The organism is Streptomyces sp. NPDC043867, assembly GCF_056435845.1.
Map to the genome: position 1 here is coordinate 1 of NZ_JBWKDS010000006.1, position 16,604 is coordinate 16,604.

Consider the following 16,604-nt stretch of genomic DNA (forward strand, 5'->3'; position numbering starts at 1 on the left):
TCCGCGTCGACTCCCTCCTCCGCCTTGCAGCTGCACGCGCCAGACCCCGCTCGGGCCGGTCAGGACGAACCGTCGGTCACAGCCAGCCTGATCCAGACGACAGACCCTAGGCGCGGCCCGCGGTCTTCTGGGTCTTGCGGGTGACGGAGTCGATGACGACGGTCGCCAGCAGAACACCACCGGTGATCATGTACTGGATCGGCGTGGCGATGCCTTCGAGGGCCAGGCCGTACTGGATCGAGGTGATCACCATGACGCCGAGCAGGGCGTTCCACGTGCGGCCGCGGCCGCCGAAGAGGCTGGTGCCGCCGATGACGGCCGCCGCGATGACGTTCATCAGGAGGTCACCGGCACCGGCGCTCTGGTTGGCCGCGGCGATCTTGGACGACCAGAACAGACCGCCGACGGCGGCGAAGAAGCCCGCGATCGCGAAGACCGAGATCCGCACGGCCGTGACGTTGATACCGGCACGGCGTGAGGCCTCGACGCTGCCGCCGAGCGCGAAGATCTTGCGGCCGTATCCCGTGCGGCGCAGCAGGAAGTCGGAGCCGACCAGGACCAGCAGGAAGAGCAGCAGGGCCAGGGGCAGGCCCTTGTACTGGTTGAACATGACCGCCGCGGCGTATCCGACGATCGCGAGCAGCACCGTGCGCAGCACGATCTCGCTGAGCGGCCGGGACGGGACGCCCGCGGCCTCGCGGCGCCGGCTGTCCAGGAACGAGGTGACGAAGAAGACCACGACCGCGACCGTGGCGAGGCCGTAGGCCACCGCGACGTCCGAGAAGTAGTACGTGGTCAGCTTGCCGACCACGCCGTCGCTGTCGATGTTGATCGTGCCGTTCTCGCCCAGGATCTGGAGCATGAAGCCGAGCCAGAACAGCAGGCCGGCCAGGGTGACCGCGAACGCGGGCGCCCCGATCCTGGCGAAGAAGAAGCCGTGGATCGCGCCGATGGCCGCGCCGCTGGCGAGGGCGATGACCACCGCGAGCCACTCGTTCATGCCGTGCGTGACGCTGAGCACGGCGGTGATGGCGCCCGCGACACCGCTGACCGAGCCGACCGACAGGTCGATCTCGCCGAGCAGCAGCACGAAGATGATGCCGACGGACATCATGCCGGTGGCGACCATCGCGACCGCGATGTTGTTGAGGTTCTCGGAGGAGAGGAACGCCGAGTTCAGGCTCTGGAAGATCGCGCAGATGACGATCAGACCGACGACGACCGGGAGGGAGCCCAGGTCGCCGGCGCGCATCTTGCGCTTGAACTCGTCGAGGTAGCCGGCGAAGCCGCGCTCGCGCACGAGCAGCCGGGGGTCGACGGCGGTCACCGCGGCGGCGGCGGCCTCGGGGTTCTCGACGGCGTGCTCGTCGGAGGTGGCGGAGGTCTTGTCGATGCTCACTTCTGAGCCTCCCCGTTGCTGCGCGCCGCACGACGGGTCACGGCGTTGTCCGTGGCACCGGTGATGGCGGAGATGATCTCTTCCTGCGAGGTCGTCTTGACCTCGAAGATGCCGTTGTTCCGGCCGAGCCGGAGCACGGCGACCTTGTCGGCGACAGCCTTCACGTCGGCCATGTTGTGGCTGATGAGGAGGACTGCGTGGCCGCGCTCGCGCAGCCGCTCGACCAGGTCGAGGACCTGTGCCGTCTGTTCCACACCGAGGGCCGCGGTGGGCTCGTCGAGGATGACCAGCTTGGGCTCGCCGAGCATGGAACGGGCGATGGCCACGGTCTGGCGCTGACCGCCGGAGAGCGAGGCGATCGGGATGCGCACGCTGGGGATGCGGATCGACAGCGTCTGGAGCAGCTCGCGGGAGCGGCGCTCCATCTCGACCTCGTTCAGGATGCCGCGCTTCTTCAGCTCGCGGCCCAGGTAGAGGTTGCCGACGACATCGATGTTGTCGCACAGCGCGAGGTCCTGGTAGACCGTCGCGACGCCCAGGTTCTGCGCGTCGTGCGGCTTGTTGATCTGTACGGCCTTGCCGTCCCACTCGATGACGCCTTCATCGATGGGATGCACGCCGGCGATCGTCTTGACCAGCGTGGACTTTCCGGCGCCGTTGTCGCCCACCAGGGCGACCACTTCACCGGCGTGGACCTCAAGCTCTACGTCGGTGAGCGCCTGGACGGCACCGAACCGCTTGGAGACCCCGCGCAACGCCAGCACGGGCGTAGCGGACACGTGAACCATCTCCTTCGCCGCCTGGCCGGGCGGGAGGTTGTGCAGAAGTGTGGGAGGGGGGTGTTTGTTCGCTCCGGCGCCCCGCCCGAGCTTGCGGGGCTGGTGAGTGCGGGGCGCCGGAGGAGTTCTGGTGCGCAGGTCCCGTGCGGGAATCCGGGAGCGGATTCCCCCGTACGGGAAGGAACCTGCCGCTGGTTACTTCAGGCCGGCCTTGTCGCAGGCGGCCTTGTACTTGGCGGTGCAGATGTCGTTGACCGTGTAGACGCCGTCCTTGACGACGGTGTCCTTGACGTTGTCCTTGGTCAGCGAGGTGACGGGGACGAGCACCGACGGGACACCCTTGGTGGTCGGGCTGTCGACCGAGTCCTTGGCGATGTCACCGAGGTCCTTGCCCTGGGCGAGCGCGACGGCCATCTCGGCGGCGGCGTCGGCCTCGGGCGCGTAGGGCTTGTAGACGCTCATGTACTGCTCACCCGCGATGATGCGCTGCACGCCCGCGAGCTCGGCGTCCTGGCCGGTGACCGGCGGGAGCGGGGTGACGCCCGCGGCCTTGAGGGCGGTGATGATGCCGCCCGCCATGCCGTCGTTCGCGGAGTACACGCCGACGATGTTCTTCTTGCCGACGGCGGAGATCGCCGCGTCCATGTTGCTGTTGGCGTTCTCCGGCTTCCACTCCTTGGTGTCGTACGACTTCGCGATGTCGACCTTGCCCTTGAGCTCGGCCAGCGCGCCCTTCTTGAAGAGGGCGGCGTTCGGGTCGGTGATCGCGCCGTTCATCATGACGATCTTGGCGGAGGGCTTGGCCTTGTCACCCAGGGCCTCCAGGAGCGCCTTGCCCTGGACGTGACCGACCTCTTCGTTGTCGAAGGAGGTGTAGGCCTTGATCGGGCCCTCGGCGAGGCGGTCGTACGCGACGACCGGGATGCCGGCCTCGTCGGCCTTCTTCACCGAGTTGGCGATGGCCTTGGAGTCGACGGCGTCGACGATGAGGACGTCCACCTTGTTGGTGATCATCGTGTCGACCTGCTGCGACTGGGTGGTCGCGTCCTGCTTGGCGTTGGCGTAGACGACCTCGCCCTTGTTGTTCGTCAGCTCCTTGATCTTCTTCTCGATCAGGGGCTTGTCGAACTTCTCGTAACGCGCGGTCTGGTTCTCCGGGAGGAGCAGACCGACCTTGATCGCGTCGCCCTTCTTGGCGGAGCTCGAACTGTCACTCCCGCCGTCGGCCTTGTCCGCACTGCCACAAGCGGCCAGCGAAACGGCCATCGCACCAGCGGCAACGGCTACAGCTGCACTACGCATACGCGTGTTCACTTCAGAACCTCCCTGACGAGGCCGCGACGTTGCGGCCGAGGTGGCTGGAAGTCAACTCGGCCGCACGTGCGACGTCAAGAAGTAAATCCTTAACGAGATGGCAACGGTGCCATCCGTTCTCTAAGTGAAGGCAGGCGTGGCGGCCGTCAGAGACCCGTCCAAAAGGGTCGAATCACCCATCTCGCTGAGCGCGAGAGCGAGTGCCCCGAGGACCTCCGCACGGCCTCCAAGAGCCCCTGGCAACACCGAGAGTTGACGCGCGGCGCTGGGGATCGCGTACCGGCCGACCGACTCCCTGATGGGCCCGAGCACCAGCTCCCCGGCCTCGGCGAGATCGCCGCCGAGAACCACCCGGCTCGGGTTCAGCAAGTTACAGAGATTCGCGACTCCACTGCCGATGTGGCGGCCGACGTCGGCGATCACCCGACGGCAGCCCGGATCACCGTCCCGCGCCAGCCTGACGACGCCTTCCATGGTCAGATCCGTACCGTGACTGGACTGGAGGAGCGGCAGCACATAGCGCGCCGCCGCGAAGGTCTCCAGGCAGCCGCGGTTACCGCAACGGCAGACCGGGCCGGACTCGTCAAGAGTAATATGCCCGATTTCTCCCGCTGTGCCACCCGGGCCGCGGTAGATCTTGCCGCTGATCACCAGACCGGCTCCGACACCGCTGGCGACCTTGATGTACGCCAGGTCCCTGACGCCCCGGCCGCTCCCCCACACCAGCTCGCCGAGGGCGCCCAGGTTCGCGTCGTTGTCCACGTGCACGGGCACGCCGAGCCGCCCCCGCAGCTCCTCGGCGGGCCGCGCGCCGGTCCAGCCCGGCAGGATCGACGTGGAGCCCAGCGTGCCGGACTCCACGTCGATCGGGCCGGGCACGCCGAGGCCCACGCCGGCGATCTTCGAGCGGTCGACTCCTGTCGCCGCGATCAGGCGGCTGACCAGTTCCTCGGCCCGGTCGAAACCCTGCGGCGCGGAGGCGTCTACATCCAGCGGCTCGGACTCCTCGGCGAGCACCTGGTGGGCCAGATTCCCGATCGCGACGCGCAAATGCGTGTGCCCGAAGTCCACGCCGATGACGATGCCGGCGTCGCCGCTGAGCGACACGCTGCGGGCTCTGCGGCCGCCCGCCGACGTGGGCGTGACCTCGACCGTTCCCCCGTCCTTGAGCTCCCGCACGATGTTGGAGACCGTCGCTGCGGACAGGCCCGTCGTCCTCGCGATCTCCGCCTGCGTGAGCGACCCGGCAAGGCGCACCGCACGTACGACGCGCTCCAGATTTGCTCGGTGCAGCGACGACTGCGACCCCGGAGTCTCCATCGACTCATCCACTCCTGCCCTCAGCCGGACGGCTACGATGCCGCCCGTGTGACCCGGGCCACAGCAGCGGGACCCGGGTCACTTACAAGTTGTGAACTCCAAGCTCCGCTGAACGGGTTACCGCAGTCAAGTCCTTGACGGAAATCGGGTGCAACCTGCCGGACCGCACACGGACGTGTCGGCGCCGGCCCGGGTTCACGGGCACGACGCCGACACGTGAGGGCACACGGCCCCTCAGGACACCGCCGGGCTGCTGATCCGCGCCGACGGACGCTGCGTGGTCACACCGCTACTTCAGCGCTCCCGCGGTCAGACCCTGCACCACCTGGCGCTGGAAGACGATGTAGGCGGCGAGGACGGGCAGCATCGCCATCACGAGTCCCGCGAACAGCCCCGACCAGTCACCCTTGTATCCCTGGCTGGTCGCGAGCTCCACCAGTCCCTGGGAGAGCACCTTCTTGTCCGGGTCGGTGTTCAGCACCGTCGGGAGCATGTACTGGTTCCACTGCCCGAGGAAGTTGAAGATCCCGACGCTGATCAGGCCCGGCTTGGCCATCGGCAGCATGATCTGGAAGAAGGTCCTGGTGTGCGACGCCCCGTCGACGAACGCCGCCTCGGCGATGGAGCTCGGCAGCGTCCTGAAGAACGAGGTCAGGAAGAACACCGTGAAGGGCAGCGAGTAGGCGATGTAGACGAGGATCAGACCCGGGAGCGTGTTCAGCAGCCGCATGTTGTTCAGCACGTAGAACAGCGGCACCAGGGCCAGCATCACGGGGAAGCTCATGCCCCCGACGAAGAGGTAGTAGACGAAGCGGTTGCCCGGGAAGTCGAAACGGGCGAGGACGTAGGCCGCCATCGAGCCGAGCACGAGCGTGCCGGCCAGCGAGAAGCCCACCACGATCAGAGTGTTGGCGAAGTAGTCGCTCATGTGCGCCTGCGACCAGGCACGCGACCAGTTGTCGAAGTGCAGCTTGTCGGGCAGCGACCAGGGGGAACTGAAGATCGAGTCGTCATCCTTGAAGGACGTCATCACCGCCCACAGCAGCGGCATCACGACCATGATCGCCCAGAGGACGAGGACGCCGTGGGAGAAGACGTTGAGGACGCCTCGCTCACTGCTCTTCGCCGGCTGGGGCGCGCCCGGCGCCCTGGTCACCGGGGGGTGGTCCTGGACCGGGCCCACCGGCGGCGGGATCTCAGTGGTTTTCATCAGAACTCCAGCCGCTCGCGCCGGCCCAGCCGCATCACGACAGCCGCGAACAGCAGCGTGACGACGAGCAGGGCGACCCCGATCGTTGTGGCGTAGGCGGCGTTCGCGTCGCGGAACGCCGATTGGTACACGTACAGCGGAAGGACCGTGGTCGAGTAGTCCGGTCCGCCGGGGCCCACCGTCATGATCTGCACGGCGGCGAACGCCTCGGCGCCGAGGGACAGGATGCCCATGTAGACCCAGCCGGACTGCACGGTGTCCCAGAGCAGCGGCAGGGTGATACGGAAGAACGTGGTGAAGCGACTCGCGCCGTCGAGGAGAGCGGCTTCGTAGAAGTCCTTCGGAATGGAGGCCATTCCCGCCGAGAACAGCACCACGAAGAATCCGACGGTGCTCCACAGGAGTACCGACATCACGCACCAGAGGGCGAGCCCGGGATCGCCCAGCCAGTCGGGCTGAATACTCCCGAGACCGATGGCCTTGAACGTCCCGTTGATCACGCCGTCATTCGGGTTGTACGCGAACTGGAAGAGAAGGGCGACGATCGCGATCGAGAGCACCTGCGGGAAGAAGTAGGCGATCTTGTAGAAACCCGAACCCCGCACTCCGGTGATGGCGGCGCCTTTGCGGCGCCGCCCGCCGACATTGAGCATGAAGGCGAAGAAGAGCGCGAGGCCCAGCGTCACCAGCGGCAGCAACAACGCGAATACGAGGCTGTGCTGCAGCGACTTCCAGAAGACGTCGTCGTCCAGCATTCTGGTGTAGTTCGCGAAACCGACCATCTTGAAGTCGGGGCTCAGGCCGGTCCAGTCCGTGAACGAGTAGTAGATCGCCTGGATGAACGGCCAGATCACGAAGATCGCATACAAGGCCAGAGGGGTCACCAAGAACCCCGTGATGAACCGGTACTTGCCGTGTTGCATGGTCACCGACCCAGATCGTTTCGCGGGTGCCGCCGCTGATGACGCGTCCGCACGTGCTGTTACTGGTGCTTGTAGTGCTTGATGGACTGGTCCCCGGCCGCCGCGTCCGCGTACGCCTGGATCTTCTTGATGGCCTCGACCGGGGTCAGCCGCCCTGCCATCATCTCGCCGAGACCGGAGACACCGATCTGCTCCTTCTGGAGCTTCACGTACCAGTCCTGCAGACGCGGGTTGACCACGTTGTCGCCGGCCTTGTCCAGGGCGGCGACGCCGGACTTGAGACCCGGAGTCAGCTCGATTCCGTCGGTGCCGCCGTTGAACGCGGTGAGCGACTTGACCTGGCTGGTGAAGTTCTTCGACGAGGCCTCGCTGAGCATGATGCGCAGCTGCTCCATGCCGCCCTCGGGGTTGTTCGCCTTGGCGGGCACGATGAAGGGTTCACCGCCGGACGCCCAGATGGTGCCGAACGGCATCTTGTCCGAGCTGTCCAGGCCGGACGGACCGCTGACGGCCAGGTTGAAGTCCGCGGGGATGACCTTCGCGGACTCGTTCTCCACCCAGGAACCGTTGGGGATGAAGAGCGCCTTGCCCTTGGCCCACGCGGTCTGCGACTGGATGTGGTCGATGCCCGGGGTGCCCTTGAGGATGTAGCCCTTCTTGTAGAGCTCGTAGTACGCCTCGAACGCGGCCTTGACGGCCGGGTCCTTCCAGGCGTTCGGCTCCAGGTTGTCGATTCTGTCGAGGACCTCCCGGCCACCGATCTTCGCGATGAAGGGGTACAGCGAGAACGGCAGGTAGTACGGGTACTTGCCCGCGTACGTCCAGCCGGCGATGCCCTTCTTCTTCGCCTTCGCGCACAGCGCGAGCATGGCGTCCCAGTCCTCGGGATACTCGGAGTCGAGCTTCTCCAGGGCGGTCTGCGAGTACCAGACGCCGTAGACCGTGTACGCGTAGTACATGATCCAGACGGGGTCGCCGTCGAACTGGCCCATCTCGACGATGCCGGGACGCAGCGTGTCGCGGACCTTCTTCGCCGGGTCGTCGAGCGACGGCGCGTCGAGGAGCGGGGTGAGGTCGGTCAGCTGCTTCTTGCCGACGAGCACGCCCATGTCCATCTGCTGGGCGCCCGAGTTGTCGATCAGGTCCGGCGGCGTGCCCCCGTTGAACTTGGGCTGCAGCTCGGACTGGATCTTCTGGGTCTTGTGGAAATCGATCTTGACCTTCGGGTACGCCTTCTTGTACTCGGCGTTCGCGTCCGTCGCGTACTTCGTACCGAAACCACCGTCGAAGATGACGACGGCGAGCGGGGCGGTCGCGTTGACGCCCAGCGGGTTCTTCGTCGTCTTCTTGCCGGTCTTGGCCTTGTCCTCGGAACCGCTGTCCCCGCTGGCACACGCGGACAGGAAGCTCATCGTCGGGACGGAGATCAGGCCGAGCGCGGCGGACCGCTTGATCAGTGCGCGGCGGCCGACACCCTCGGTGTTGCTGTTCTCGGCGGAAGTGGATCCCATGCTCAAGTCCTCGCCTTCTCCAGGACTCAGGCGGTGAACCGGATCCTCCCCGGCACCGCGGTGTGGTGAAGCTGGGGTTGTGCGTGGGGGATTCAGCTGGACGGCACGGCATTCGGCGCACTGGGCGCGGTCCGCGACATCGAGATTCCCCCGGGGCCTGCCTGCCTCCCGACCATCGGAGACGGCGGAGCAGATGCCGACAGGTATAGTCCACTTCCCGTCGACGGAGCAAGATCGAATGCAGGTTTGCCCGTGGGTCTTTTCCGAGTTGAGACCTCACGGAAATATGGGGCGCCTGTGCACTCCCCCAGAGGGAAATCCTTGACATCAGGCCCGAATGCCGCATCCAACACCCTTGACATCTCTGGCAACTTGACTCCCTACTGGTCCTTGCGCAGCGAATTTGACAACGTTGTCCAAGCGCAGGGAGGGTGCTCGCGCATGCAGAGAGCTCGGCTCAGACGGGGTTCCACGGCGGTCGTCGCAACGGCCGCCTTCGCTCTGGTGGTGGCCTCGCAAGGCGCCGCCGTCGCGCGGCCGGCCGAAAAGGCGGCCGCCGACCAGGAGTTCGCCTCCTCTTTCGAAACAGCTGATCCCACACCGGACTGGCTGAACACGGTCGATACCGCACCGGACGGGACGAAACGCGCCTCCGGGGTCGACGGCGGCTACAGCAGCGGCATCCCGGGCAACGTCAGCGATCACGTCACGGACGTCCGGGCCAGCGGCGAGAACGCGGGCGGCGGCGAGGTGAAGGAGAACCTCGTCGACGGGGAGTCGAGCACCAAGTGGCTCACCTTCGCGCCCACCGGCTGGGTGGAGTTCGACCTGGACGCCCCGGTCAGGCTGGTCACGTACGCGCTGACGTCCGCCAACGACCATGAGGAGCGCGACCCGAAGGACTGGACCCTGCAGGGCTCGGCGGACGGCAAGGACTGGAAGGACCTGGACAGCCGCTCGGGCGAGTCCTTCTCCGCCCGGTTCCAGACGAAGTCGTACGACCTCGCGGCACCGGCCGAATACCGGCACTTCCGGTGGCAGGTCACGAGGAACAACGGCGCCTCGGACGCCACGCAGCTCTCCGACCTGCAGTTCTCCGTCGGCGGCAGCGACGACCCGGCGCCGAGGGACATGCTGTCGCTGGTGGACCGCGGCCCGAGCGGCTCCCCGACCGCGAAGGCGGGCGCGGGCTTCACCGGCAAGCGGGCCCTGCGCTACGCGGGTACGCACAAGGCGGACGGCCGCGCCTACTCGTACAACAAGGTCTTCGACGTGAACGTCGCGGTGGGCCGGAACACCGAGTTGTCGTACCGGATCTTCCCGTCGATGGCGGACGGCGACCGGGACTACGACGCCACCAACGTCTCCGTGGACCTCGCGTTCACGGACGGCACCCACCTCAGCGGCCTGAAGGCGACCGACCAGCACGGGTTCGCGCTGACCCCGCAGGGCCAGGGCGCATCGAAGGCCCTGTACGTCAACCAGTGGAACAACGTCCGCTCGCGCATCGGGTCGGTCGCCGCGGGCCGGACGGTGGACCGCATACTCGTCGCCTACGACTCCGCCAAGGGGCCGGCGAAGTTCCGCGGCTGGCTGGACGACATCGCGGTGCGGGCGGGGGCGCCCGAGAAGCCGAAGGCACACCTGTCGGACTACGCGCTGACGACCCGCGGCACCAACTCCAGCGGCGGCTTCTCGCGCGGCAACAACTTCCCGGCGACGGCCGTGCCGCACGGCTTCAACTTCTGGACGCCCGTCACCAACGCGGGCTCCCTGAGCTGGCTCTACGACTACGCCCGCGCGAACAACGCGGACAACCTGCCCACCATCCAGGCGTTCAGCGCGAGTCACGAGCCCAGTCCCTGGATGGGCGACCGGCAGACCTTCCAGGTGATGCCGTCCGCGGCGTCCGGCGCCCCGGACACCGGCCGCACCGCCCGCGCGCTCGCCTTCCGGCACGAGAACGAGACGGCCCGCCCCTACTACTACGGGGTCACGTTCGAGAACGGGCTCAAGGCGGAGATGGCGCCGACGGACCACGCCGCCGCGCTGAGGTTCACCTATCCCGGCGACGACGCGAGCGTCGTCTTCGACAACGTCACCGACCAGGCCGGTCTCACCCTCGACAAGGAGAGCGGGACCTTCACCGGCTACTCGGACGTGAAGTCGGGGCTGTCCACCGGTGCGACCCGGCTGTTCGTGTACGGCGTCTTCGACGCGCCGGTGACGGACGGGAGCTCGGCGGGCGTCAAGGGTTACCTGAGGTTCGAGCCGGGCGCCGACCGCTCGGTCACCCTGCGGCTGGCCACCTCGCTCATCAGCATCGACCAGGCGAAGGACAACCTGCGCCAGGAGATCCCGGACGGCACCTCGTTCGGCGCCGTGAAGACGCGGGCGCAGCAGCAGTGGGACAGGATCCTCGGCAAGGTCGAGGTCGAGGGCGCGACCCCCGACCAGCTGACCACGCTCTACTCCAGCCTGTACCGCCTCTACCTCTACCCCAACTCCGGTTTCGAGAAGGTCGGTTCGAAGTACCAGTACGCGTCGCCGTTCTCGGCGATGCCGAACCCGGACACGCCGACGCACACCGGGGCGAAGATCGTCGACGGCAAGGTGTACGTCAACAACGGCTTCTGGGACACCTACCGGACGACCTGGCCGGCGTACTCGCTGCTGACGCCCGGTCAGGCCGGTGAGATGGTCGACGGCTTCGTGCAGCAGTACAAGGACGGCGGCTGGACCTCGCGCTGGTCCTCGCCCGGCTACGCGGACCTGATGACCGGCACCTCGTCGGACGTGGCGTTCGCGGACGCGTACGTGAAGGGTGTCGACTTCGACGCGGAGTCGGCGTACCAGGCGGCCGTGAAGAACGCCACCGTGGTGCCGCCCTCCTCCGGCGTGGGCCGCAAGGGCATGTCGACCTCGCCCTTCCTCGGCTACACGAGCACGGACACGCACGAGGGCCTGTCGTGGGCGCTGGAGGGCTACCTCAACGACTACGGCATCGCGAAGATGGGCCAGGCCCTCTACAAGAAGACCGGCAAGAAGCGGTACAAGGAAGAGGCCGCGTACTTCCTCAACCGCGCGCAGGACTACGTCAACCTCTTCGACTCCGAGGCCGGCTTCTTCCAGGGCCGCGACGCCAAGGGCGACTGGCGGGTCGAGTCCTCGAAGTACGACCCGCGCGTGTGGGGCTACGACTACACCGAGACGAACGGCTGGGGCTACGCGTTCACCGCGCCCCAGGACAGCCGGGGCCTGGCGAACCTGTACGGCGGCCGCGACGGCCTCGCGGACAAGCTCGACACCTACTTCGCGACGCCCGAGACTGCCTCGCCGGAGTTCGTCGGCTCGTACGGCGGTGTCATCCACGAGATGACGGAGGCCCGTGACGTGCGGATGGGCATGTACGGGCACTCCAACCAGGTGGCGCACCACGTCAACTACATGTACGACGCGGCGGGCCGGCCCTGGAAGACGCAGAAGAACGTCCGCGAGGTGCTCTCACGCCTCTACACCGGCAGCGAGATCGGCCAGGGCTACCACGGCGACGAGGACAACGGCGAGCAGTCGGCCTGGTACCTCTTCTCCTCCCTCGGCTTCTATCCGCTGGTGATGGGAAGCGGCGAGTACGCCGTCGGCTCCCCGCTGTTCACCAAGGCGACCGTGCACCTGGAGAACGGCCGGGACCTGGTGGTCAAGGCGCCGGGGAACAGCGCGAAGAACGTGTACGTGCAGGGTCTCGAGGTCAACGGCAAGACCTGGAAGTCGACCTCCCTGCCGCACTCGCTGATCGCCAGGGGCGGGGTGCTGGAGTTCGACATGGGCTCGAAGCCGTCCGCCTGGGGTAGCGGCAAGAAGGACGCTCCGGTGTCCGTCACCCAGGACGACAAGGTGCCCTCACCGCGGGCGGACGCGCTGAAGGGTGACGGCGCGCTCTTCGACAACACCTCGGCGACGGACGCGAGTGTGACGTCGGTGGAGCTGCCGGTCTCCGCGCGCACCAGGGGGGTTCAGTACACCCTGACCTCGGCGGACCGCACGAAGGCGCCGACCGGCTGGACCCTGCAGGGCTCCTCGGACGGCACCCGCTGGTCGACCCTCGACAGGCGGTCCGGCGAATCCTTCGGCTGGGACAGGCAGACGCGGGCGTTCTCGGTGGCGGCCCCGCGGTCGTACACGCACTACCGCCTGGTCCTGACCGGTGAGGCGACGCTGGCGGAGGTGGAACTCCTGTCCTGACGCACCTCCCCCACGGGAGCGGGGGGGGGGGGGGGGGGGGGGGGGGGGGATGGGGGGGGGGGGGGAGGGGGGGGGGGGGGGGGGGGGAAGGGGGGCCCCCCCTTCCCCCTGCCTCCCACGGAGCCCCCCCCCCCCCCCCCCCCCCCCCCCCCCCCCCATCTCCCCCCCCCCCCCCCCCCCCCCCCCCCCCCCCCCCCCCCGCCGCGTGCCGGGCGCACCCGGGGTGGGCCGGACCGCTCGTGGGTCAGCCGACGGCGACCGTGAAGACGTGCAGGTCGCCGTTGTCCGGCAGCCGCACGCTCCTGATGGTCCGCCCGGCCGGTGCCTCGAAGGGCTTCGTGGCGAAGACGTACGTCGCCACCGGGTCCTTGCCGGCGCCCGCGACGTTCCGGTACTGGGTCTTGGCGACGACCTCGTTGCCGTACTGGACGGTGCCGCCTCCGCCGCCGACGGTCCAGTCGGTGAGGGCGAGGCCGACGGTGTCCGTGCCGCCGTCGGTGTAGGTGACGGTCGCCTCGGCCCGCTGGTTGCCGTTGACCGCGCTCCCGACGAAGCTCAGCCTGGCGACCGCGTCGGGAAGCCGTACGGTCTGGCCGGCCGCCGTCGCGTTGTCGGGGCGGCCGGCCGGGGAGTCGGGCCAGGTGAAGGAGAGGCCCCCGGACACCGTGCCCCGCCCGCCCGGCGTCAGCCCCGCGGCGGCCAGCGCCTGGCGGGAGTAGCTCCAGCCGCCGCCGTCGTAGTCCGCCTCGTCGTGGTCCCCCTCGTCGTCCGAGACACCGGTGTTGTCGTAGGCGGCGAGGAGCGAACCGGGCGCCGCCACCGTCAGGGCCACCGGCTGCTCGTGCGAGGTGCTGCCGGAGGTCACGGTGACCTTGACGTCGTAGAAGCCCTGCCGGGCGGTGTCCGCCGCGGTCAGGACGATCCGCTGGGCGCCGTCGGTCACCGTTCCCCGGGCCGGGGTGGCCGTCACGCCGTCCGGCACGTCCACCCGGAAGCGCACCTGCGGGCCCGCGCCGCCGCTCAGCGCCAGCGCCCTGACACCGAGTTCGGTGCTGCCGCCCGGCGCGAGTGTCGCCTTCGTGGGGCCGACGCCGATCTGGTACGGCTGCTCGCCCGTACGGAAGGACGGCGGGGCGTCGGCCGCGGCGCTGCCCCACGCCGTGTCGGGGGTGCCGCTCAGTGTGTAGTCGAGGGTGCCGCCCGTGCGGACGAAGGAGGCGGGCAGCCAAGGACGGTCACTGGAGCGGCCGTCGACCTTCAGCGCGTGCACGTACGGAGCGTCCGGCGCCGCTCCGGCCGCGCGGATCCTGATGTCCCCACCGCCGGGGCGGGAGATCTCGACGCGCGGGAACAGCGGTGACGCCAGCACCAGTTCGGACCGGGAGGGGACCTGCGGATACATGCCGAGCGAGGAGAAGACGTACCAGGAGGACATCTCCCCCAGGTCGTCGTTGCCGGGGATGCCGCCCGGCCGCGTCGACCAGAGCTGCCGCACGGCGGCCCGGACGGTCTCCTGCGTCTTGTACGGCGCGCCCGCGTAGGCGTACAGGTAGGGGACGTTGATCGACGGCTCGTTGTCCAGCTCGGACTTGTCGCCGCCGCTGCCCGTGAGGGCCCAGCCGCCGTCGGCGTCGTGGAAGAAGGCGTCGAGGCGGTCGAGCGCCTCGGCCCGGCCGCCCATCGCCGCGAAGAGACCGGCCGGGTCGTGCTGCACCATCCAGGTGTACTGGGCGGCCGTCCCCTCGACGAAGCCGTTGCCGGTGGCCGGGGTGAAACCGGTGACCCAGCTGCCGTCCGCCTTGCGGTTGGCGATGTAGCCGCCGGTGGTGTCGGCCGCGAGGTTGAAGTTGTTCTGCCACCACTGGGACCGGCCGGCGAAGGTCTTCGCGGTCCGCTTCTCCCCCGCCGCGGCGGCCAGTTGGGAGATCGCGAAGTCCGCTCCGGACATCTCCAGGGTCTCGGCCGCACCGCCCCAGGCGTTGGAGACGGACGGCATGTAGTGGTGCTTCAGGTACTTGTCGAGGGAGGGCCGCTGGCCCACCGACAGCACCGGCTTGCCCGCGGGCGACAGATCCTTCTCCGTCGGCACGGTCGCCGCCCTCACCAGCGAGTCCAGTGCCCCGCGCAGGTCGAAACGGGTGCCGCCGAAGGCACGGATCCCGGCGAGCGCGGCCGGCGAGGGGTCGCCGTTCATGACGTGGGTCCCGCTCGCGCCGTGCAGCCAGCGGTCCCAGACCCCGCCGTTCTGCCGGGCCAGCTGGAGCAGTGACTGCGCGATGTCGGAGCCGACGTCCGGGTCGAGGAGGGTCAGCAGCTGGACCTGGGAGCGGTAGACGTCCCAGCCGGAGAAGGTGCCGTACTGGGCCCGGTGACCCCGGCCGACGACATGGACCTCGTCGTCGCCGCCCCGGTATCTGCGGTCGGCGTCACTGATGACGTTCGGGTGCAGGAGGGAGTGGTACAGCGCGGTGTAGAAGGTGGTGCGGTCGGTGTCGCTGCCGCCGCCGACCCTGATCGCGCCGAGGCGTTCCCGCCAGGCGCGCCGGGCGGCCTCCCGCACGGACGCGAAGGACCGCGACGGCGGGTTCTCCGCCGCGAGGTTCGCCGCCGCGCCCGCCCGGTCCACGTACGAGATGCCGACCTTGACGCGCACGGGGCCCGAGCCGGGCGCGAACTCCACGTAGCCGCCCGCCCCCTTGCCCGCGACGGGCCGTCCGCCGTCGGCGAATCCTCCGGTGCCGCCGCTCGCCTCGGTGGCGCCCGGGCTCAGCCTGTCGTCCTTCCAGGTGCCCGTCTCCTCGAAGTCCCGGTCGAAGCGGGCGGTGAAGTACAGGGTGTAGTAGCTGCGGCGGCCCTCCGGGTCGAGGTAGCCGCAGAAGTTGCCGGACGTGACGGACCCGGAGACCGTGCGCGTCGCCGGGTCGATGTGCAGGTCCGAGTCGGTGGACCCGACCTCGGAGTTGGCGGTGCGGATGAGCATGGAGGCGGGTTTGTCCGCCGGGAAGGTGAAGCGGCCGGAGCCGGTGCGCGCGGTCGCGGTGAGGTCGGCGGTGACACCGGAGGCGAGGGCGGCCTTGTAGTGGCCGGGTTCGGCTCTCTCGTCGGTGTGCTTGAAGTCGGCGGCGTACACCGCGTCCTTGGTGTCGCTCGCCGGGGAGGACGTCATCTTGCCGGCGTACGGGAAGAACGGGATGTCACCGCTGCCGCCCGCACAGCCCGTGCCGGACATGTGGGTGAGGCTGAAGCCCCGGATGCGGGTGGCGTCGTAGTGGTACCCGCCTGGCGCGGTGGTGCGGGTGGCGTCGCCGCGGGTGTTCTCGGGGCTCCAGGAGAGCATGCCGAAGGGGACGACGGCGCCGGGGAAGACGTTGCCGCCGTTCCTGGTGCCGATGAGCGGGTCGACGTAGGCGGTCGGGTCGCGGACGAGGTCCGGTGGGCCGGACGCGGGCGCGGCCAGGGCCGGAGTGGCACCGCCTGCCGCCAGGGCGACGGCGAGCAGCACGGATGACGGACGGAAACGCATGACGCGGCCCCTCCTCCTTCGGACGGGTCGCGCACCACGGGTCGCACAAGCCGCAGGGACAGTAACGTGCGCCACCGGTACCACGGAAGACCGCGTCCGGACCGCCCGGCGCGCGGGGCGCACCCTCCGCGGGTCCGGCGGCCACCCCTTCGGCGGAGGGCCGTCGGTGATCTTCGCCGCAACTGGCTTGACATCGTTGTCCGTTGGGGCGGTAGAGTCATGTACAGACCATTCGACAACGTTGTCGCACACCACGGTCGCCACAAGCCACGCACCACCCCGGGCCGGCACTCCCCCCTTCGGCCGGCCCGGGCTCGCGGACCGGGTGAGTCCAAGCAACCACCCGGTCCGCCCCGAGCCGCCGACCGCCCGAGGGGCGGTGC

General features: G+C 68.9%; 9 protein-coding genes. 1 reads left to right on the top strand and 8 read right to left on the bottom strand.

Annotation, left to right across the window (positions count from 1 at the left end; genetic code table 11):
- Positions 1-106: 106 nt before the first annotated feature.
- From AC069T_RS07740 to ngcE, 7 genes are all read right to left on the bottom strand, one after another.
- Positions 107-1,399, bottom strand: a complete 1,293-nt coding sequence (locus AC069T_RS07740) for a sugar ABC transporter permease (RefSeq protein WP_478781872.1) — start codon at positions 1,397-1,399, stop codon at positions 107-109.
- On the bottom strand, positions 1,396-2,187 hold the full coding sequence (locus AC069T_RS07745) for an ATP-binding cassette domain-containing protein (RefSeq protein WP_476750019.1): 792 nt from the start codon (positions 2,185-2,187) through the stop codon (positions 1,396-1,398). Before AC069T_RS07745 ends, AC069T_RS07740 begins: the two co-directional genes overlap by 4 nt.
- Before the next feature lie 186 nt (positions 2,188-2,373).
- The gene (locus AC069T_RS07750; protein ID WP_478781873.1) at positions 2,374-3,480 is read right to left on the bottom strand and encodes a substrate-binding domain-containing protein; all 1,107 of its coding nucleotides are present in this window, start codon (positions 3,478-3,480) and stop codon (positions 2,374-2,376) included.
- A 132-nt stretch (positions 3,481-3,612) separates the two neighbouring features.
- Entirely contained in the window at positions 3,613-4,812 is a 1,200-nt protein-coding gene (locus AC069T_RS07755) for an ROK family transcriptional regulator (protein ID WP_358853101.1), read from the bottom strand.
- 289 nt (positions 4,813-5,101) lie between these two features.
- The gene (locus AC069T_RS07760; protein ID WP_478781874.1) at positions 5,102-6,022 is read right to left on the bottom strand and encodes a carbohydrate ABC transporter permease; all 921 of its coding nucleotides are present in this window, start codon (positions 6,020-6,022) and stop codon (positions 5,102-5,104) included.
- Entirely contained in the window at positions 6,022-6,945 is a 924-nt protein-coding gene (locus AC069T_RS07765; protein ID WP_478782080.1) for a carbohydrate ABC transporter permease, read from the bottom strand. Before AC069T_RS07765 ends, AC069T_RS07760 begins: the two co-directional genes overlap by 1 nt.
- A gap of 59 nt (positions 6,946-7,004) precedes the next feature.
- Entirely contained in the window at positions 7,005-8,456 is a 1,452-nt protein-coding gene (gene ngcE, locus AC069T_RS07770; protein WP_478781875.1) for an N-acetylglucosamine/diacetylchitobiose ABC transporter substrate-binding protein, read from the bottom strand.
- Between the two features lie 441 nt (positions 8,457-8,897).
- Between ngcE and AC069T_RS07775 the strand changes: the two genes are divergently transcribed.
- Positions 8,898-12,698: a GH92 family glycosyl hydrolase gene (locus tag AC069T_RS07775; RefSeq protein ID WP_478781876.1), complete on the top strand. Its 3,801-nt coding sequence runs from the start codon at positions 8,898-8,900 to the stop codon at positions 12,696-12,698.
- 244 nt (positions 12,699-12,942) lie between these two features.
- Here the strand turns inward: AC069T_RS07775 and AC069T_RS07780 are convergent, their stop codons facing one another.
- Positions 12,943-16,221, bottom strand: a complete 3,279-nt coding sequence (locus AC069T_RS07780; RefSeq protein ID WP_478781877.1) for a GH92 family glycosyl hydrolase — start codon at positions 16,219-16,221, stop codon at positions 12,943-12,945.
- Positions 16,222-16,604 lie beyond the last annotated feature (383 nt).

Bases quoted from the DNA above. Each gene is read 5' to 3' on its own strand.
- AC069T_RS07745 (WP_476750019.1), bottom strand. From the start codon at position 2,187: ATGGTTCACGTGTCCGCTACGCCCGTGCTGGCGTTGCGCGGGGTCTCC.
- AC069T_RS07750 (WP_478781873.1), bottom strand. From the start codon at position 3,480: ATGCGTAGTGCAGCTGTAGCCGTTGCCGCTGGTGCGATGGCCGTTTCG.
- AC069T_RS07755 (WP_358853101.1), bottom strand. From the start codon at position 4,812: ATGGAGACTCCGGGGTCGCAGTCGTCGCTGCACCGAGCAAATCTGGAG.
- AC069T_RS07760 (WP_478781874.1), bottom strand. From the start codon at position 6,022: ATGAAAACCACTGAGATCCCGCCGCCGGTGGGCCCGGTCCAGGACCAC.
- AC069T_RS07765 (WP_478782080.1), bottom strand. From the start codon at position 6,945: ATGCAACACGGCAAGTACCGGTTCATCACGGGGTTCTTGGTGACCCCT.
- ngcE (WP_478781875.1), bottom strand. From the start codon at position 8,456: ATGGGATCCACTTCCGCCGAGAACAGCAACACCGAGGGTGTCGGCCGC.
- AC069T_RS07775 (WP_478781876.1), top strand. From the start codon at position 8,898: ATGCAGAGAGCTCGGCTCAGACGGGGTTCCACGGCGGTCGTCGCAACG.
- AC069T_RS07780 (WP_478781877.1), bottom strand. From the start codon at position 16,221: ATGCGTTTCCGTCCGTCATCCGTGCTGCTCGCCGTCGCCCTGGCGGCA.